The sequence below is a fragment of the Weissella bombi genome (genome assembly GCF_900094835.1).
GTDB lineage: Bacteria > Bacillota > Bacilli > Lactobacillales > Lactobacillaceae > Weissella > Weissella bombi.
The window spans coordinates 59,806-77,664 of the sequence record NZ_FMAO01000008.1 but is presented as its reverse complement, the minus strand read 5'-3'; the positions used below and the strand labels follow the sequence as shown (position 1 = coordinate 77,664).

Below are 17,859 nucleotides of genomic sequence, written 5' to 3'. Positions count from 1 at the left end.
AATCAAATAAGCTAAACCTAAAGTTTAAAGAAGTTGCTGCTGATCAAGGCCCATCTGCTCTAAAGTCAATGGACGGGGCTGTTATCAACACAAACTACGCACAAGAAGCTAAGCTTAAGTTGAGTTCAGCTATTTATGTTGAACCAATCAACAAGAAGTCAAAGCAATGGATTAACGTGATTGTTGCTCGCAAGAGTGATGCTGACAAGAAGGCATACAAGCAAGTTGTTAAGGCATACCAAAGCAAGCAAACAAAGCAATACCTAAAGGATACTTGGGGTAAGGCTGAAATTCCAGCATGGGATATCAAGTTGAAGTAAGCCATTTATAACAACCGTGACGGGCTTAGTCCCGCTCACATACATATCAATAGTAGGAGAAGAATATGGCAGTTATTTCATTAAAAAATATTAACGTAACTTTTAAACAAAAAAAGCGTGAAATTGTCGCTGTAAAAGACGAATCTATCGAAGTTGAGAAAGGCGACATTTACGGTATTGTCGGTTACTCAGGTGCTGGTAAATCAACACTTGTTCGCACTATCAATTTATTACAACGCCCAACAAGTGGTTCAGTCACTGTTAACGGTACTGATATGTTGCAACTTTCACCTAAGGAATTGCGTGATCAACGTAAGAAGATTGGAATGATTTTCCAACACTTTAATTTGATGAACGAATTAACCATTTTTGGTAATGTTGCCCAACCTTTAAAGCATTCAAAGTTATCAAAAGCTGATAAAACAGCAAAAGTAAATAAGCTACTTAAGCTTGTTGGTCTAGATGATCGTGCCGAGAACTATCCTAATCAACTTTCAGGTGGTCAAAAGCAACGTGTTGCCATTGCGCGTGCGTTGGCAAACGACCCTGAAATTTTGATTTCCGATGAGGCAACTTCAGCCCTAGATCCTCGAACGACTAATCAAATTTTGTCATTGTTAAAGCAATTAAATCGCGAGCTAGGTCTAACTATTGTTTTGATTACGCACGAAATGCAAGCTATTAAAGAAACAGCCAATAAGGTTGCAGTGATGGAAAACGGTGCCATTATTGAACGTGGTTCCTTACTAGAAATCTTCACTAACCCACAAAAGCCGTTAACAAAAGACTTTATCAATACGGCTACTAACTTAGATGAAGCATTGATTAAAGTAAATGAACTATTAACTACCCAACCACTAGCAGATGATGAAGAACTAATCAAGATTAGTTATGTTGGTGCTGATACAGCTCAACCATTACTATCAACGATTTATGCTGACTTCGGTGTCACAACAAATATTCTATACTCAAACATGGAAATTTTGACACAAACACCTGTTGGTATTGCCATCGCAATATTCAAAGGAACAGCAGCAAATCGTGCCGCTGCTAAAGCAAGTTTTGTTGATCACGGTGTGGTCATTACTGAATTACAAGGAGGTACCAACTAATTATGGGATGGATTGAAGAACATATGCCTAACGCTTACGCCTTGGGTTGGTCAGGTGACTACGGTTGGGGTGTTGCAATTTGGCAAACATTCTACATGACACTTGGCGCCGCTATTATTGGTGGTATTATTGGTTTGTTATTTGGAATTGGTTTAGTATTAACTGCTGACGATGGTATTGCACCTAATCGAACAGTTTTCCAAATCTTAGATAAAATCGTTTCAGTTGGTCGTGCTATTCCATTTATTATCATGGTGGTTGCCTTCTCACCTCTAACGCAACTAATAGTTGGAACAACCATCGGTACAACTGCCGCATTAGTACCATTATCACTCGGTGTTTTCCCCTTCTACGCTCGTCAAGTGCAAGTTGCTTTACTTGGTGTTGAAAGTGGAAAAGTCGAAGCAGCTCGTTCGTTCGGGGCAACTAACTGGGACATTATTTCAGATGTTTACCTACGCGAAGGTCGTGCCGAACTAATCCGTGTTTCAACTGTTACTTTGATTAGTCTAGTTGGTTTGACTGCTATGGCTGGTGCCATTGGTGCCGGTGGTCTTGGTACAACTGCTATTGTAACTGGTTACCAACGTTTCCAAAACGATGTTATGTGGACAGCAACGGTTATCATCCTACTATTCATTGTTATTATTCAATTTGTAGGTGATTTGCTTGCTAAGCATGCCCGTCACAACTAATTTATAAAAATATTGCGTACCGATAATTAATCGTTCAGATTAGTTATCGGTACTTTTTTTGTCCTTATTTACAACAAAAAACAGACCAGCATCAACTGGTCTGTTTTATAAATTTCTATGGATACTTCTGTTATCGATACCATTTAATGTACGGTACGAAACAATATTCATTTTTACTTATTTACTTTTTGTTGTAACAATTCATTCGCAACAGTTAAGTTACCTAGCGCATCAATTGCCGTATTAGGAACAACTACCGTATTCGATTGCCCATTTGCAACTTCACGGAAAGCATCAATATTTTGAGCTGCTAGGTAATTACCACCTACTGCAGCTAATGCTTCATTTGCCTTTTGAATACGATATGCTTCAGCATCAGCAGCTAAGCGAACACCTTTAGCCTTAGCTTCAGCCGTCGTCACCAAAGCATCATTTTTAGCTTTAGTCGTTAACTCAATTGAACGTGCCTCACCTTCAGCTTTGGCAATTGCTGCTTCACGTTCTCGTGTCGCATTAATTTGCTTGTTCATTGATTCTTGAATTTCTGGCGTAGGTTGAATCGTATCAATATTAATTCGATCAACATTAACACCATAAGCATCTGTTATCGAGCCAAGCTCATGACTTAGCGCAGCATTAATTTTTTCCGTACCATTTAAAACATCATTCAAATCCATTGTTCCGATAATACCACGTAAATGCGCTCTTGATTGTTGCACCATTGATTTAATCGAATCAGCATTTTCAAAAGTAAACTTGTATGGATCAGTCACATGATAGTTCATTGATAGTGAAATAATGACTTCTGCATTATCTTGCGAAATAACACTTTGTTCACTCAAACTAAGCGGTACTTGCGCTAAATCTACCCGATCCACACGTGTGACAACCGGTATGGTGAAATGAATTCCAGGTGTAATTTGTTTTTTATACTTACCCAAAATCGAAACCATACCGACCATATTCTGTGGAATAATCCGAATACTTGAAATTAAAACATAAACTATGAAAATAAAGACAATGATTAAGAAAATACTAGATAATATCATCTTTGTTTCCTCCCTTTTCTAAACGAATTGTATTCCCCTGTACCTCAACAATCATTACCGAATCTCCGATAATCAGGTCTTCTGTTGATGCAACTCGATAATAAATACCATTTAATTTAACAAATCCATCCGCATAATTATCTGTAGATAAAGTAAAATTTTTATCTAGCAAACGATTGTCAAAATTATACTTCATAATAATTTTTTCCAAACTTATAAGCCTTTTCAACAACTAAATAATTACCGATTTGTTGACGAATACGAACTGTATCCCCCATCTTTAAATCAATTCCTCGATAACTAAAATACTTACCATTAACCAAAATACGATTTACCATAAAGTTACTTGGTGTTAAGTGAATCGTCATCCCAGTTGTATTTAAATTACGTTTCTTATCCATTTCCCTATCCCCCAAAACTACTTTTATTTTAGTATATACTAGCCTCGCTATCACGTAAATTAGTAAAAGTGATTTTTAGTAAAATGATTAACTTTATCTCATAATTGACCATATTTATTCCAAATTAAAAGCTCGTAATACCGATATTTTGTATCAGCACTACGAGCCTTAATATTTATTACAGAAAAAATGGCACAAAAAAACCTCACACGTTACAGGCACGACAATAAATGCCATTCAACCTAGACTTGGCTATTTGCCATCATCTTAGCGGTTTATACCATATAACATGAGAGATCTCATTGTTTTTATTAATTAACCAATGAAATTAGTCAACCAATTCCAAGATAGCCATTGGAGCAGCGTCACCACGACGTTGAGTAGTCTTCAAAATGCGAGTGTAACCACCAGCACGACCCTCAAAGCGAGGTGCAACATCGTTAAATAAGTGTTGCAAAGCTGTTTCAACTTGAACTTTGTTATCATCAGTTGTGTTTACGTCTGCAACGACGTTACGCAAAAAGGCAGCTGCCTTACGGCGTGATGATAAATCACCATGCTTACCCAACGTAATCATCTTGTCAGCAGTACGACGAACTTCCTTTGCACGAGCTTCAGTCGTGATGATACGACCGTTGATCAATAGATCAGTAGTCAAATCACGCAACAAAGCCTTACGTTGTGCACTGTTACGTCCCAACTTACGGTATCCCATGAGTGTGTCCTCCTTTACTTGGTATTCTATCGTTTAATCTAATCTTCCTTGCGGAATCCTAAACCTAGCAACTTAAGCTTGTCTTGGATTTCGTCAAGTGATTTCCGACCGAGGTTACGAACAGACATCATTTGAGTCTCCGTACGCTCAGTTAACTCTTGGACAGAGTTAATCCCGGCCCTTTTGAGACAATTATAAGAGCGAACAGACAAGTCCAATTCTTCAATTGGTGTGTCTGCATGTTTTGTTGTTGGCTCTTCTTCCTTGTCTGCCATCACTTGTGCAGTAATTGCGCGTTCAGACATATCAACAAAAGCATTTAAGTGATCAGACATAATACGAGCAGCCAATGAAACAGCTTCAGTAGCTGTCAATGAACCGTCAGTCCAAACATCCAAAGTTAATTTGTCAAAGTCATCACGTTGACCAACACGAGTGTTTTCAACTTGATAGTTTACGCGTTCGATTGGGGTAAAGATTGAATCAATTGCTAGAACGCCAATAGGCATTTCATCATGCAATTCCTTATTCTGGTCCCCTGAAACATAACCACGACCACGTGATGCAGTCAAAGTCATGTGCAAGGTAGCCCCAGCCGCAACAGTAGCAATGTGTAGATCTTTATCTAAGATCTCAACATCACTATCACCAGTTATGTCACCGGCCGTCACATCAGCGGGACCGGTTACGTTAACTTCGAGTGTTTTTTCATCGTCACTGTCGATGCGCATTGAAACCTTTTTTAGGTTTAAAATGATTTGCGTTACATCTTCAACGACACCTTCGACCGTTGAAAATTCATGCAAAACGCCATCAATCTGTACTGAATTGATTGCCGCACCAGGCAATGAAGACAACAATACACGGCGTAGTGAGTTACCCAAAGTAGTTCCGTAACCACGTTCAAGCGGCTCAACCACAAACTTACCGTAATTGCTATCCTCTTCAACCAGCATAATCTTAGGATTTTCGAATTCAAGCATACTGTTTGTTACCCCTTTCAAAGCATGTTGTGCACTATTTGCAACCGGCAAAATTAGACACGACGACGCTTTGGTGGACGTGAACCGTTGTGAGGTACTGGCGTAACATCTTTAATTGATGAAACATCCAAACCTGCAGCGGCTAACGAACGGATAGCTGACTCACGACCTGAACCAGGTCCCTTAACAGTTACCTCAACAGTCTTCATGCCATTTTCCATTGCGCCCTTAGCAGCAGCTTCAGCAGCCATTTGCGCAGCAAATGGTGTTGACTTACGGCTACCCTTAAAACCAAGTGAACCAGCTGATGACCAAGCAACAGCGTTTCCTTGAACGTCGGTGATCATTACGATCGTGTTGTTGAACGTTGCGTGGATGTGTGCTACACCTGACTCAATATTCTTACGTACACGACGCTTACGATTAGTACGACCTGCCATAATCAAGTTATCTCCTTTCTAACTAGTTTAAATTACTTCTTCTTACCTGCAATTGCAACAGCTGGGCCCTTACGAGTACGAGCGTTGTTCTTCGTGTGTTGTCCACGAACTGGCAAGCCCTTACGGTGACGGATACCACGGTATGAATTAATTTCTTGTAGTCCCTTAATGTTCATTGAGACCTCACGACGCAAGTCACCTTCTACCTTAACACCATCAACGACGGCACGGATAGCGTCTTCTTGGTCTGGGGTTAAGTCACGAACACGGACATCCTCAGAAACCTTTGCTTCTGCCAAAACTTTTTGTGCAGTAGCATTCCCGATTCCATATACATATGTTAATGCGATCACGATACGCTTATCGCGAGGCAAATCAACACCAGCAATACGAGCCATTACGATTACCTCCTTCTTCTATATAATAAATTAAATTTCTAACGTCAGTAATATTACTTACCTTGACGTTGCTTGTGCTTTGGGTTTGCAGAGCAAATCACCATTACACGACCATTACGCTTGACAACTTTGCAGCTGTCGCACATACGCTTAACTGATGGACGAACCTTCATGATATTTACCTCCTTGAATTTTTTAAACGACTTGCTTACTTAAACCGGTATGTGATCCGGCCTTTCGTCAAATCATATGGCGACATCTCAACGGTTACACGATCTCCAGGCAAAATACGAATAAAATTCTTTCGGATTTTACCAGAAACGTGTGCTAAGATGTCTGCGCCGTTTTCCAGTTCAACGGTAAACATGGCATTGGGCAAAGTTTCCTTTACCACACCAGAAATTTCAATAACATCACTGGCCACGTTGCTGCCTCCTTAGTTGTGACATTGGAGAACGTAACAAGTTATTATAACACGATAGATTTACCTTGGAAAGGAAAATCTACTGATTAAACTTAAGCGTTCTTCAAACTATCAAGTAACTTCTTTACATCTGCGAACACGACATCAAGCTCACGTGAACCATCAATCTTATTCAATAGACCTTTTTGGTCGTAGAATTCAGCGATTGGTTCAGTAAGCTCTCCATTAACGTCCAAGCGATTCTTAATCACTTCAGGCGTGTCATCTGCACGTCCACGAGCCATCATACGATCTACTAACACTTGCGTATCAGCAGTAAAGTAAAGAACAGCGTCCAATGAACGACCATCCTTACTCAACATATCTTCCAAAGCTTTTGCTTGCTCCAAGTTACGAGGGAATCCATCTAAGATGAATCCTGGCTTCGTATCCTCTTCTGCTAAACGCTCGGCAACAATACCATTAGTAACTTCGTCTGGGACCAAATTACCAGCGTCCATGTAAGACTTTGCTTGCATACCAAGATCAGTTTCGTTGGCCATTGCCGCACGGAACATATCACCCGTACTGATGTGTGGCAAGTTGTACATCTCAACGATCTTTGCAGCCTGGGTTCCTTTACCAACACCTGGCAAACCCAACAACATGATGTTTAAACTCATTTTGTTTCGACTCCTTCTCGAATAAATCCAACATACTGCCGCTTCATCATCAATCCTTCAAGTTGGCGAATCAGGTCAATTGCCACTCCAATGACAATCAAGATCGACGTTCCTGACATTGCAAGGTTACTATCCAACCCAAAGAAGTGTGTTGCTAGAATTGGTGCTAAAGCGACAAATCCTAGGAACAATGCGCCGACCACTGACAAACGCATCAGTAGGCCAGACATCCACTTTTCAGTAGATGGTCCAGGCCAGACGCCTACAATATAACTACCTTGCTTTTGTAGATTCTCTTGTACCTTTTCAGGGTTAACCTGAACAAAGGCGTAGAAGAATGTAAACAAGACAATCAATAGTGTATATACAATACCACCTTGCAACGTTTGAATTGAAAGGTATTGCATAACTGTATTATACCAACTTGCGTCCGCAAACTTAGTTGCAAAGGCTTGCAAAATTGTTTGTGGCGTTACCAATAGTGATGACGCGAAGATAACGGGGATAACCCCAGCAATATTGATACGTAATGGTAGGTAGGAAGAACTTCCTGAACCTGCTGAACGACGTGTATATTGCATTGGTACCTTGCGAATCGCTTGGTTAAACCAAGTAACAAAACCAATAACAATCACAAAAATCATCATTAGTCCAATCAAGAATGCCCATCCACGCGCTGGATCGTCACCTTGTAGGATATGTTCCTTGAATAATTGATAAATACCTGCTGGCAAACGCGCAATTATACCAGCAAAAATCAACATTGAAACTCCTTGACCAAGACCACGCTCAGTAATCATTTCACCTAACCAAACAGATAGCATAGTACCAGCAGTTAAAATAAATCCGATTAATAAGTATGTCTCAACATTAGGAGTCTTCACCAAATTAACTTGGCTTAGTTGATTGAATCCAGCCGTTATTCCAATTGATTGGACAAAGGCTAAGACAATGGTCAACCACCTAGTGACTTGGTTTAACTTACGTCGACCAACTTCACCTTGTTTCGACCATTCAACAAATCGTGGCACAATATCCATTTGTAGGAGCTGTACCACGATTTGTGCAGTAACGTATGGTGAAACTCCCATTGCAAATAATGAGTAATTTGTTAATCCACCACCGCTAAACATATTCAAAATGCTGCCGAGCCCAGAATTTGCTACCTCTGTTAGTGCTGCCGTGTTAATACCCGGCACAGTAATATAGGCACCCAACCGATAAACGATCAGGATTCCCAAAGTAAAAAATAGTTTCTTACGAATATCTTTTTCTTTAAGCGAATTGAGCACGGTTTTCAGCATTAGATCACCTCAGCTTTACCACCAGCAGCTTCGATAGCTGCGGTTGCTGCTGCTGAGAACTTGTTAGCCTTAATAGTCAATGACTTTTCTAATTGACCATTTGCCAAGATCTTAACGCCGTTCATTTCGTTCTTAACAATACCTGCTTCAACCAACAATGCTGGTGAAACTTCAGTACCGTTATCAAAACGATTCAACATGTCAAGGTTGACAACAGCATACTCCTTACGGTTAATGTTCGTGAAACCACGCTTTGGCATACGACGGAACAATGGCATTTGTCCACCTTCGAAACCTTGACGAGTCTTACCACGAGCCTTTTGACCTTTTTGACCACGACCAGCAGTCTTACCATTACCTGATGATTCACCACGTCCAACACGGTTGCGGACGTTACGTGCACCTTCAGCTACTTGGAGTTCATTTAGCTTCATTAGGGTTTTACCTCCTTCAATGCAATCTAATTATTTAGCTCTTACTTAACTACTTCAACAGTAACCAAGTGAGCAATCTTGAACACTGCACCACGCGTTGCTGCGTTGTCAGGCAATACGACTGATGATTGGACCTTGTTCAAACCAAGGGCCTTAACAATCGCACGTTGCTTTGGCAAACGGTGGGCAGCACTCTTTACAAGAGTAATTTTAACTTGTTCAGCCATTTTCTGCCTCCTTAATCTGCCAAGTGCTCTAATGAGACCTGACGCAATTCAGCAACTTCTTCAGCGTTCTTCAATGAGTTGATTGCATCGAAAGTTGCGCGTACAACGTTAATTGGGGTAGCTGAGCCTAATGACTTTGCAGTCACATCAGCAACACCAGCTAGTTCCAAAACGGCACGAGCAGCACCACCAGCTGCTACTCCAGATCCTTCAACGGCGGGCTTCACTAAGATGCGACCACCAGCGTAGACACCCAATGTAGAGTGAGGAAGGGTTGTACCAACCATAGGTACACTAATAATATTACGCTTTGCATCTTCAGCAGCCTTACGGATTGCTTCAGGAACTTCTTGCGCTTTACCAGTACCAAAACCAACATGTCCGTCACGGTCACCAACAACTACCAAAGCAGCGAAACGCAAACGGCGTCCACCTTTAACAACCTTGGTAACACGGTTGATGGCTACAACGTTTTCTTCAAGCTCACCGAGCTTATTTGCATCAATAAATGCCATGTTTTTCTTTCCTCCTTCCCTTAGAACTTCAAACCAGCTTCACGAGCTGCTTCAGCCAAAGCTTGTACACGACCGTGGTACAAGTAACCACCACGATCAAATACAACAACTTCAACATTAGCTGCCTTTGCGCGCTCAGCGATTAAAGTACCAACTTTAGCTGCCTGTTCAGTTTTTGGAGCAGTCTCAATTGACTTGTCCAAAGTTGAGGCACTAGCAAGCGTCACACCCGCTACGTCATCAATTAATTGCGCGTAGATGTTCTTATTAGAACGGTAAACGTTCAAGCGTGGGCGCTCAGCAGTACCAGAAATCTTTCCACGAACGCGAGTGTGTCGGTGTTGACGCACTTTGTTCTTGTCTGACTTCGTAATCATGTTCGTAACCTCTTTTTTTAAATTCGAAAGATATACTCATAAGTAAAATCGTAACGTTGCTTACGACTTTAAGCACAAAGCTTAAGTTTACTTACCAGTCTTACCTTCCTTACGTGCAACGTATTCACCTTCGTAACGAATACCCTTACCCTTGTATGGTTCAGGTGCGCGTACGGAACGGATCTCAGCAGCAAAATCACCAACAAATTGCTTGCTGATTCCTTCAACTGTAACTGTAGTTGAGTCAGGAACTTCAACAGTTAACCCTTCACGAGCTTCAAATTCTACTGGGTGTGAGTAACCAACGTTCAAAACAAGCTTGTCGCCTTGCTTTGCTGCACGGTATCCAACACCGACTAACTTCAATGTCTTCTTGAAGCCATTTGAAACACCCTCGACCATGTTGTTAACAATGGCACGAGTAGTTCCGTGAAGTGCCTTCATACGTCCATCATCAGATGGGCGAGTGAATGAAACCTCAGTTCCATCAACAGTCAAATTGATTTCGTGAGCAATCGTGCGTGATAGCTCACCTTTAGGTCCTTTAACAGTAACAACGTCACCTTCGCGTGATAGTTCAACGCCTGCTGGCAATGTTACGGCCTTATTACCAATACGACTCATTGGTTGACACCTCCTTATTTAATTTTGTTTTTACCAGACGTAAGCCAATACCTCGCCACCAATTTTCTTGGCGCGAGCTTCTTTATCGGTGATAACACCTTCAGAAGTTGAGATGATTGCAATACCCAAACCGTTTAATACCTTAGGTACATCATCTGACTTAACATATGTACGTAGACCAGGCTTTGAAATACGCTTCAAACCTGTGATTACGCGAGTCTTGTCAGCAGAATACTTAAGGAAAACACGGATGACACCTTGCTTATCATCTTCAATGTATTCAACGTCACGAACAAAGCCTTCACTCTTTAAGATCTCGGCGATGTCCTTCTTGATCTTTGATGCAGGTACTTCAACTGAGTCGTGGCGAACCATGTTCGCATTACGAATGCGTGTCAAGAAATCTGCAATTGGGTCAGTCATTGACATTGATATTTGCCTCCTATTATTAATTACTGTAAATCAGTGTTGATTACTTTGAGAAAGGCATACCCATTTGAGTAAGCAATTCACGAGATTCCTCGTCAGAGTTGGCGGTCGTTACAATAACGATATCCAAACCACGAACGCGGTTAACCTTATCATAATCAATTTCTGGGAAAATAAGTTGCTCACGAACTCCCAATGTGTAGTTTCCACGGCCATCAAAAGCCTTTGGTGAAACTCCACGGAAGTCACGAACACGTGGCAATGAAACGTTGATCAACTTATCTAAGAAGTCGTACATACGTTCACCACGCAAAGTAACCTTTGTACCGATTGCCATACCCTCACGTAGACGGAAGCCAGCGATTGACTTCTTTGCGCGAGTGATAACTGGCTTTTGACCAGCAATCAATTCCAATTCAGCAACAGCTTCATCCAAGTTCTTTGAGTTTGAAACAGCATCACCAACACCCATGTTAAGCACGATCTTTTCGATCTTAGGTGCTTGCATGATTGATGAGTACTCAAACTTCTCGACCAATGAAGGTGTAACTTCATTGACGTACTTTTCCTTCAAGCGATTTGCCATGATAATGATTTCCTCCTTTCACCTAGAAAATTATGCTAAAGTCTTTCCAGACTTCTTAGCGAAACGTACCTTCTTACCATCTTCAACTTTGTAACCAACCTTAGTTGGTTCGTTAGTAGAAGGGTCAAGCAATTGTACGTTTGAAACGTGGATTGGAGCTTCAAGCTCAACAATACCACCTTGTGGGTATTGGTTATTAGGCTTTTGGTGCTTCTTAACCATATTGACACCTTCAACAACAACGCGGTCTTGGTCAGCAATCGTCTTTACGATTACGCCTTCCTTACCCTTGTCCTTGCCGGCGATAACCTTAACCTTGTCACCAGTCTTCACAAACATGCGAGGCTTCCTCCTTGATTTAATGATGGTAATTACAATACTTCAGGTGCCAATGACACAATACGCATGTAATCATTGTCACGCAATTCACGCGCAACAGGTCCGAAGATACGAGTACCTACTGGACTTTTATCATCTTTAACGATAACAGCAGCGTTTTCATCGAAGCTGATGTATGAACCATCAGCACGGTGTGTACTAGCAGCAGTACGAACGATAACAGCCTTAACGACGTCACCCTTCTTTACATTACCACCAGGAATAGCTTGCTTAACAGTTGCAACGATCATGTCACCGATTCCGGCAAACTTACGACCAGATCCACCTAGTACCTTGATAGTCAAGATTTCGCGTGCACCTGAGTTATCTGCAACCTTTAAACGACTCTCTTGTTGAATCACGATTTTGTCCTCCTTCCGTTATTGGTAATATTCGAGATTAAACGATTAGATAATAACGGCCTTCTCGACGATTTCTACCAAACGGAAGCGCTTTGTAGCTGATGTTGGACGTGTCTCCATGATACGTACCAAATCACCAGTCTTAGCTTCGTTGTTCTCATCGTGAGCCTTAAACTTTTTCGTGTACTTAACACGCTTACCATAAACTGGGTGGTTCTTGTAAGTGTTGATTGCAACAGTAACTGTCTTATCCATCTTATCTGAAACCACGCGGCCTTGGTAAACCTTACGTGTGTTACGAGCTTCAGTCATAACGAACGGTCTCCTCTCTTAGTCTACTTGTTCAATTCTTGTTGACGAATGACCGTCTTAATACGGGCAATTTGCTTACGTACTTCTGACAATCGAGCCGTGTTCTCAAGTTGACCTGTAGCTAATTGGAAACGCAAGTTGAATAACTCTTCCTTGTAGCTCTTTTCCTTGGCAACCAGCTCAGCTTGGCTGAGACCCTTGATTTCGTTTTGTTGATCCTTGATCTTCATTATTCACCCTCCACTTGACGAGCCAAGATCTTAGTCTTGACTGGCAACTTGTTAGATGCAAGACGCAAGGCTTCGCGGGCAACCTCTTCAGGAACACCGGCAACTTCAAATAATACCTTGCCGCGCTTAACAGGTGCTACCCAGCCTTCTGGGGTACCTTTTCCGTTACCCATACGAACACCAACACCCTTTGAAGTGTAGGCCAAGTGTGGGAAAATCTTAATCCATACTTTACCACCACGCTTCATATAACGCGTCATAGCAATACGAGCAGCCTCGATTTGACGGTTTGTAATCCAGTGTGACTCAGTAGCTTGTAAACCGAAATCTCCGAAAGCTACTGTCTTACCACCTTTAGCCTCACCACGCATCTTACCGCGGTGTGGGCGACGGTACTTTACACGCTTTGGAACTAGCATGTTACTCGCCTCCTTGCTTCTTTACTGACTTCTTCTCTGGCAAAATGTCACCACGGTAAATCCAAGTCTTAACTCCGATTTGACCGTAAGTAGTTGTTGCCTCATCCCATGAGTAGTCAATGTCTGCACGCAATGTGTGCAAAGGCACTGTACCCTCAGTATATTGCTCAACACGAGCCATATCTGCACCGTTTAAACGTCCAGAAACTTGCGTCTTGATACCCTTGGCACCAGCACGCATTGCACGTTGGATGGCACTACGCATTGCACGACGGAAAGCCACACGGCGAACCAAGTCTGCTGCAATTTGTGAACCTACCAAGTGGGCGTCCAAATCAGGCTTCTTAATCTCAATGATGTTGATGTGAACACGTTCACCCTTGGCAACGATCTTAGCAAGCTCGTTACGCAATGCATCAACTTCAGAACCACCTTTACCAATAACCATACCTGGCTTAGCAGTGTGGATTGAGATATTTACACGGTTAGCAGTACGTTCAATTTCAACACGTGAAATTGATGCTTCAGCCAACTTAGCTTCGATGTACTCACGCAACTTTAAATCTTCATGCAAAGTTGTTGCGAAGTCCTTCTTGTTTGCGTACCATTTTGCATCCCAGTCGCGGATGATGCCGACACGCATACCAGTTGGGTTAATTTTGTGACCCATGACTCAATCCTCCTTACTTTTCTTTTACCACAATCGTAATGTGGCTTGTACGCTTGTTGATTGGTGAAGCTGAACCCTTGGCACGTGGACGGAAACGCTTTAGCGTTGGTCCTTCGTTTGCAAAGGCTTCAGCGACTACCAAATCTTCACGATCTAATGAGAAGTTGTTCTCAGCATTTGCTACTGCTGAGTTCAACACTTTGTATACATCTTCTGAGCTGTGGTTTGGCATAAATTGCAAAATTGCAAATGCTTCTGCCACAGACTTACCACGAACTTGGTCAAGCACTAGGCGGACCTTACGTGGTGCGACACGGACGATCTTGGCCGTGGCGCGTGCTGACGTGATTTGTTCAGCCATTGTATTGTCCTCCTAATTACTTACGCTTAGTTGCTTTATCGTCTGCTGCGTGTCCGCGGAACGTACGCGTAGGAACGAACTCTCCAAGCTTGTGACCAACCATGTCTTCTTGTACCAAAACTGGCATGTGCTTACGACCATCGTAAACTGCAAAAGTTAATCCGATAAAGCTAGGGAAAATCGTTGAGCGACGTGACCATGTCTTAATGACAGTATGCTTGTCAGAAGCGTTAGCTTCTTCGACCTTCTTTAACAAAGAAGCATCAGCAAATGGCCCTTTTTTTAGGCTACGACCCATTTTGAGGTCCTCCTCTCGTTTTTTAAAAACTTATAGTAGCTGGCGTAATTATTTGTTACCCTTGCGACCACGAACGATAAACTTAGTTGAACGAGCCTTAACGTTACGAGTCTTCTTACCAGCTGTCTTCTTACCCCATGGTGACAATGGTGATGGCATTCCGATAGGAGCCTTTCCTTCACCACCTCCATGTGGGTGATCGTTAGGATTCATTACAGATCCACGAACGTGTGGACGTTGACCCTTCCAACGACGACGACCAGCCTTACCCCAGTTGATCAATGAGTGTTGTTCGTTTCCAACAACTCCAACAGTGGCACGGTTAACAGCCAAGATCATACGAACTTCACCTGATTGTAGGCGAACTAGAACGTACTTTCCTTCTTTACCTAGCACTTGAGCTGATGCACCGGCTGAACGGACAAGTTGTCCACCATGACCAGGCTTCAATTCAATGTTGTGAATTTGAGTTCCATCAGGAATCTTTGATAGTGGTAGTGAGTTACCTACCTTAATATCAGCATCTTCTCCAGATTGAACTGTCATACCAACTTCTAGTCCCTTAGGAGCCAAGATGTATGCCTTAGTTCCGTCAGTGTATTGTAGCAAAGCGATGTTTGCAGTACGGTTAGGATCGTATTCGATCGCAACAACCTTAGCTGGTACATCATCCTTAGTACGCTTGAAGTCGATAATACGGTATTGGCGCTTGTGTCCACCACCACGGTGGCGTACAGTCATGTGACCGTATGAGTTACGAGCACCAGTGTTTGACTTTGATTCCAACAAGCTCTTTTCAGGCGTCGTCTTAGTGATCTCAGAAAAATCTGAAGACGTCATATTACGACGACCGTTAGAGGTTGGCTTGTACTTTTTGATAGCCACGCTAATTTCCTCCTAATTAGTTTTCGTTGAACAATTGAATGTCCTTTGAAGCTGCTGACAACTTAACAGTTGCCTTCTTGCGCTTCTTAGTGTAACCAGAGAAACGTCCTTGACGCTTCAACTTACCACGTACGTTAGCCGTGTTGATCTTTTCAACTTTAACATCGAAAATTTCTTCAACAGCGCGCTTAATTTGTGGCTTTGTGGCGCGAACATCAACTTCAAACGTGTAACGCTTTTCATCCAAAACGTTCATCGTTTGTTCAGTGATGACCGGGCGCAAAATGATATCGCGTGCGTCCATTATGCCAAAACCTCCTCAACTTGTGCCAAAGCTGATTGAACTACAACCAACTTATCGTTGTTGATTACGTCAAGCACGTTAACACCCTTAGCAGTCATAACAGTCACGTTTTCTAAGTTACGTGCTGCTAATGCTGCGTTAGCATTATCATCGTCCAAGACAACCAACGTCTTTTCATTTACGTTCAAGTTGTTCAAAACTGCCTTAAATTCTTTAGTCTTTGGTGCGTCAAATGACAAAGCATCAACAACTACCAATGAAGAATCCAAAACCTTTTGTGACAACACTGACTTTAATGCCAAACGGTATGCCTTCTTAGGCATCTTGTAGGCATATGAACGTGGAGTAGGTCCGAAGACAACTCCACCTCCACGCCATTGTGGTGAACGGATTGAACCTTGGCGGGCACGACCCGTTCCCTTTTGACGCCAAGGCTTCTTTCCACCACCAGAAACCGCTGAACGGTTCTTAACGGCGTGAGTTCCTTGACGCATTGAAGCGCGTTGCATCAATACGGCATCCGTAATGACATTGTTGTTTGGTTCTACACCGAATACTGAAGCGTTTAGCTCAATATCACCGGCATTTGAACCGTCTTGCTTAAACAAAGCAACCTTAGTCATGTTAATTTCCTCCCTTCGTCCTTATTACTTAGCTTTTTTTGAGTACTTAACAGTAACAAGTGACTTGTTGGCACCAGGAACATTACCCTTAACCAAGATCACGTTATTTTCTACATCAACGCGAACAACTTGCAAGTTTTGTACAGTACGCTTGTGGTTACCCATGCGTCCAGGCAACTTCTTACCCTTGAAGACGCGGTTAATAATGGCACCCAATGAACCAGGACGACGGTGGTAACGAGAACCGTGAGCCATAGGTCCACGTGATTGGCCATCTTTCTTGATGTTACCTTGGTAACCATGACCCTTCGTAATTCCAGTAACGTCAACAGCTTCACCAGCGGCAAAGATATCAACCTTTACTTCATCCCCAACATTGAATTCTCCCTCAGCATCGCGGATTTCACGAATGTAGCGCTTAGGGGTCGTGTTTGCTTTGGCAACGTGACCTTGCTCAGGTTTGTTGCTCAAAACTTGGCGCTTATCTTGGTAACCCAATTGAAGTGCGTTGTAACCGTCATTTTCTAAAGTCTTAACTTGTAGAACAACGTTTGGCGTAGCTTCAACAACCGTTACAGGGATAAGTTCACCAGTCTCAGTGAATACCTGAGTCATGCCGACTTTGCGGCCTAAGATACCCTTAGTAGTCATGACTATCTCCTTTTCATAAGTAAATCTAAAATTTTTAGTTAGTTAAATGCATAACTGGGCAAGTCATTATCTTTAATTAAGATTATAAAGGATTACAACTTAATTTCGATATCAACACCACTTGGCAACTCCAACTTTGACAATGCATCGACTGTCTTAGCAGTTGGGTTCATGATGTCGATCAAACGCTTGTGTGTACGTAATTCGAATTGCTCACGTGCATCCTTGTGCTTGTGAGGTGAACTCAAAACCGTGTACAAAGTACGTTCTGTTGGCAATGGAATAGGACCTGAAATTTCAGCACCTGTACGCTTTGCAGTTTCAACAATCTTTTCAGCTGATGAATCCAAAATCTTGTGCTCGTATGCCTTTAGGCGGATACGAATCTTCTTGTTTGCCATGATAAATTCTCCCTTCGTCCATATTGGAATATGAAACTAACTCCGCGGAAACTACCGACACACCCCACGAGGCTCCATGGCAATGGGTCCCGTGGCAATGCTGCCGGGTGTGTCGCAACCTCCCGCATCATTGCTCGTCAATACACACTAATACACAAGGATATTAAAACATCCCTCGATTAGCGTACTTGAATATAATACAGCAGTTATACTGGATAATCAAGTGTTTTGTTTGCTTTTTCAAAATTATTTTTTAACATAATTTTGTTA

Annotated in this window: 34 protein-coding genes; 3 read left to right on the top strand and 31 right to left on the bottom strand. The window is 42.2% G+C overall.

The genetic code is table 11. The annotated features are described in order from the left end of the window. The 3 genes from GA0061074_RS06505 to GA0061074_RS06495 all read left to right on the top strand — a co-directional run. Positions 1-320: MetQ/NlpA family ABC transporter substrate-binding protein (locus tag GA0061074_RS06505; RefSeq protein WP_244265447.1), on the top strand; the 320-nt coding region annotated here is incomplete at its 5' end. A 65-nt stretch (positions 321-385) separates the two neighbouring features. Then, positions 386-1,432: a methionine ABC transporter ATP-binding protein gene (locus GA0061074_RS06500; RefSeq protein ID WP_092463008.1), complete on the top strand. Its 1,047-nt coding sequence runs from the start codon at positions 386-388 to the stop codon at positions 1,430-1,432. Positions 1,433-1,434: 2 nt separating this feature from the next. Continuing rightward, complete coding sequence (locus GA0061074_RS06495; RefSeq protein WP_167550172.1) at positions 1,435-2,127, top strand: methionine ABC transporter permease; 693 nt, start codon at positions 1,435-1,437, stop codon at positions 2,125-2,127. Positions 2,128-2,300: 173 nt separating this feature from the next. Here the strand turns inward: GA0061074_RS06495 and GA0061074_RS06490 are convergent, their stop codons facing one another. From GA0061074_RS06490 to rpsJ, 31 genes are all read right to left on the bottom strand, one after another. Then, positions 2,301-3,176, bottom strand: a complete 876-nt coding sequence (locus GA0061074_RS06490) for an SPFH domain-containing protein (RefSeq protein ID WP_092463003.1) — start codon at positions 3,174-3,176, stop codon at positions 2,301-2,303. After that, positions 3,163-3,372, bottom strand: a complete 210-nt coding sequence (locus GA0061074_RS06485; protein WP_092463001.1) for an NfeD family protein — start codon at positions 3,370-3,372, stop codon at positions 3,163-3,165. Before GA0061074_RS06485 ends, GA0061074_RS06490 begins: the two co-directional genes overlap by 14 nt. Then, positions 3,362-3,577: a hypothetical protein gene (locus tag GA0061074_RS06480; RefSeq protein ID WP_092462999.1), complete on the bottom strand. Its 216-nt coding sequence runs from the start codon at positions 3,575-3,577 to the stop codon at positions 3,362-3,364. Before GA0061074_RS06480 ends, GA0061074_RS06485 begins: the two co-directional genes overlap by 11 nt. Positions 3,578-3,905: 328 nt before the next feature. Beyond that, entirely contained in the window at positions 3,906-4,292 is a 387-nt protein-coding gene (gene rplQ, locus GA0061074_RS06475; protein WP_092462997.1) for a 50S ribosomal protein L17, read from the bottom strand. 38 nt (positions 4,293-4,330) lie between these two features. Then, entirely contained in the window at positions 4,331-5,275 is a 945-nt protein-coding gene (locus GA0061074_RS06470) for a DNA-directed RNA polymerase subunit alpha (RefSeq protein WP_092462995.1), read from the bottom strand. Positions 5,276-5,328: 53 nt separating this feature from the next. After that, positions 5,329-5,715 (bottom strand): 30S ribosomal protein S11, encoded by a 387-nt coding sequence (gene rpsK, locus GA0061074_RS06465; RefSeq protein ID WP_092462992.1) that lies wholly within the window; start codon positions 5,713-5,715, stop codon positions 5,329-5,331. A 32-nt stretch (positions 5,716-5,747) separates the two neighbouring features. Beyond that, the gene (gene rpsM, locus GA0061074_RS06460; RefSeq protein ID WP_092462990.1) at positions 5,748-6,113 is read right to left on the bottom strand and encodes a 30S ribosomal protein S13; all 366 of its coding nucleotides are present in this window, start codon (positions 6,111-6,113) and stop codon (positions 5,748-5,750) included. A 53-nt stretch (positions 6,114-6,166) separates the two neighbouring features. Beyond that, positions 6,167-6,286, bottom strand: a complete 120-nt coding sequence (gene rpmJ, locus GA0061074_RS06455; RefSeq protein ID WP_040760535.1) for a 50S ribosomal protein L36 — start codon at positions 6,284-6,286, stop codon at positions 6,167-6,169. Between the two features lie 35 nt (positions 6,287-6,321). After that, the gene (gene infA / locus GA0061074_RS06450) at positions 6,322-6,537 is read right to left on the bottom strand and encodes a translation initiation factor IF-1 (protein ID WP_002827967.1); all 216 of its coding nucleotides are present in this window, start codon (positions 6,535-6,537) and stop codon (positions 6,322-6,324) included. 92 nt (positions 6,538-6,629) lie between these two features. Beyond that, positions 6,630-7,199 carry an adenylate kinase gene (locus GA0061074_RS06445; protein WP_092462988.1) on the bottom strand — a complete coding sequence of 190 codons (570 nt, stop codon included), beginning with the start codon at positions 7,197-7,199 and terminating at the stop codon, positions 6,630-6,632. Then, a complete protein-coding gene (secY, locus tag GA0061074_RS06440) occupies positions 7,196-8,503 on the bottom strand; it encodes a preprotein translocase subunit SecY (protein ID WP_092462986.1) in 1,308 nt (435 codons plus the stop codon). Before secY ends, GA0061074_RS06445 begins: the two co-directional genes overlap by 4 nt. Further along, on the bottom strand, positions 8,503-8,937 hold the full coding sequence (gene rplO, locus GA0061074_RS06435; RefSeq protein ID WP_092462984.1) for a 50S ribosomal protein L15: 435 nt from the start codon (positions 8,935-8,937) through the stop codon (positions 8,503-8,505). The genes secY and rplO overlap by 1 nt, the downstream gene beginning before the upstream one ends. 41 nt (positions 8,938-8,978) lie before the next feature. After that, positions 8,979-9,164: a 50S ribosomal protein L30 gene (rpmD, locus tag GA0061074_RS06430; RefSeq protein ID WP_002827972.1), complete on the bottom strand. Its 186-nt coding sequence runs from the start codon at positions 9,162-9,164 to the stop codon at positions 8,979-8,981. A gap of 11 nt (positions 9,165-9,175) precedes the next feature. Beyond that, positions 9,176-9,679, bottom strand: coding sequence for a 30S ribosomal protein S5 (gene rpsE / locus GA0061074_RS06425; protein WP_092462981.1), 504 nt, complete (start codon positions 9,677-9,679; stop codon positions 9,176-9,178). Positions 9,680-9,699: 20 nt separating this feature from the next. After that, positions 9,700-10,056: a 50S ribosomal protein L18 gene (gene rplR / locus GA0061074_RS06420; RefSeq protein ID WP_092462979.1), complete on the bottom strand. Its 357-nt coding sequence runs from the start codon at positions 10,054-10,056 to the stop codon at positions 9,700-9,702. Between the two features lie 87 nt (positions 10,057-10,143). Continuing rightward, a complete protein-coding gene (gene rplF, locus GA0061074_RS06415) occupies positions 10,144-10,680 on the bottom strand; it encodes a 50S ribosomal protein L6 (protein WP_092462977.1) in 537 nt (178 codons plus the stop codon). A gap of 30 nt (positions 10,681-10,710) precedes the next feature. Further along, positions 10,711-11,109: a 30S ribosomal protein S8 gene (gene rpsH / locus GA0061074_RS06410; protein WP_002827976.1), complete on the bottom strand. Its 399-nt coding sequence runs from the start codon at positions 11,107-11,109 to the stop codon at positions 10,711-10,713. 43 nt (positions 11,110-11,152) lie between these two features. Continuing rightward, positions 11,153-11,695, bottom strand: coding sequence for a 50S ribosomal protein L5 (rplE, locus tag GA0061074_RS06405; RefSeq protein WP_092462974.1), 543 nt, complete (start codon positions 11,693-11,695; stop codon positions 11,153-11,155). Between the two features lie 30 nt (positions 11,696-11,725). Next, entirely contained in the window at positions 11,726-12,034 is a 309-nt protein-coding gene (rplX, locus tag GA0061074_RS06400) for a 50S ribosomal protein L24 (RefSeq protein WP_092462971.1), read from the bottom strand. A 32-nt stretch (positions 12,035-12,066) separates the two neighbouring features. After that, complete coding sequence (rplN, locus tag GA0061074_RS06395) at positions 12,067-12,435, bottom strand: 50S ribosomal protein L14 (RefSeq protein WP_002827979.1); 369 nt, start codon at positions 12,433-12,435, stop codon at positions 12,067-12,069. Between the two features lie 45 nt (positions 12,436-12,480). Then, positions 12,481-12,747 (bottom strand): 30S ribosomal protein S17, encoded by a 267-nt coding sequence (gene rpsQ, locus GA0061074_RS06390; RefSeq protein WP_042491867.1) that lies wholly within the window; start codon positions 12,745-12,747, stop codon positions 12,481-12,483. Positions 12,748-12,770: 23 nt separating this feature from the next. Continuing rightward, a complete protein-coding gene (gene rpmC / locus GA0061074_RS06385; protein ID WP_002827981.1) occupies positions 12,771-12,977 on the bottom strand; it encodes a 50S ribosomal protein L29 in 207 nt (68 codons plus the stop codon). After that, positions 12,977-13,396, bottom strand: a complete 420-nt coding sequence (gene rplP / locus GA0061074_RS06380; RefSeq protein WP_042491869.1) for a 50S ribosomal protein L16 — start codon at positions 13,394-13,396, stop codon at positions 12,977-12,979. Before rplP ends, rpmC begins: the two co-directional genes overlap by 1 nt. Position 13,397: 1 nt before the next feature. Then, positions 13,398-14,066, bottom strand: coding sequence for a 30S ribosomal protein S3 (gene rpsC, locus GA0061074_RS06375; RefSeq protein ID WP_092462968.1), 669 nt, complete (start codon positions 14,064-14,066; stop codon positions 13,398-13,400). Positions 14,067-14,079: 13 nt separating this feature from the next. Further along, positions 14,080-14,427: a 50S ribosomal protein L22 gene (gene rplV / locus GA0061074_RS06370; protein ID WP_092462965.1), complete on the bottom strand. Its 348-nt coding sequence runs from the start codon at positions 14,425-14,427 to the stop codon at positions 14,080-14,082. Positions 14,428-14,443: 16 nt separating this feature from the next. Next, positions 14,444-14,725: a 30S ribosomal protein S19 gene (gene rpsS / locus GA0061074_RS06365; RefSeq protein ID WP_002827985.1), complete on the bottom strand. Its 282-nt coding sequence runs from the start codon at positions 14,723-14,725 to the stop codon at positions 14,444-14,446. A 48-nt stretch (positions 14,726-14,773) separates the two neighbouring features. Continuing rightward, positions 14,774-15,610, bottom strand: coding sequence for a 50S ribosomal protein L2 (gene rplB, locus GA0061074_RS06360; RefSeq protein WP_092462963.1), 837 nt, complete (start codon positions 15,608-15,610; stop codon positions 14,774-14,776). Positions 15,611-15,626: 16 nt separating this feature from the next. Continuing rightward, positions 15,627-15,914 carry a 50S ribosomal protein L23 gene (rplW, locus tag GA0061074_RS06355; RefSeq protein WP_042491878.1) on the bottom strand — a complete coding sequence of 96 codons (288 nt, stop codon included), beginning with the start codon at positions 15,912-15,914 and terminating at the stop codon, positions 15,627-15,629. Then, a complete protein-coding gene (gene rplD, locus GA0061074_RS06350) occupies positions 15,914-16,537 on the bottom strand; it encodes a 50S ribosomal protein L4 (RefSeq protein WP_092462960.1) in 624 nt (207 codons plus the stop codon). Before rplD ends, rplW begins: the two co-directional genes overlap by 1 nt. Before the next feature lie 24 nt (positions 16,538-16,561). Beyond that, on the bottom strand, positions 16,562-17,188 hold the full coding sequence (gene rplC / locus GA0061074_RS06345) for a 50S ribosomal protein L3 (RefSeq protein ID WP_042491880.1): 627 nt from the start codon (positions 17,186-17,188) through the stop codon (positions 16,562-16,564). A 92-nt stretch (positions 17,189-17,280) separates the two neighbouring features. Beyond that, positions 17,281-17,589: a 30S ribosomal protein S10 gene (rpsJ, locus tag GA0061074_RS06340; protein ID WP_042491882.1), complete on the bottom strand. Its 309-nt coding sequence runs from the start codon at positions 17,587-17,589 to the stop codon at positions 17,281-17,283. Between the last annotated feature and the right edge of the window lie 270 nt (positions 17,590-17,859).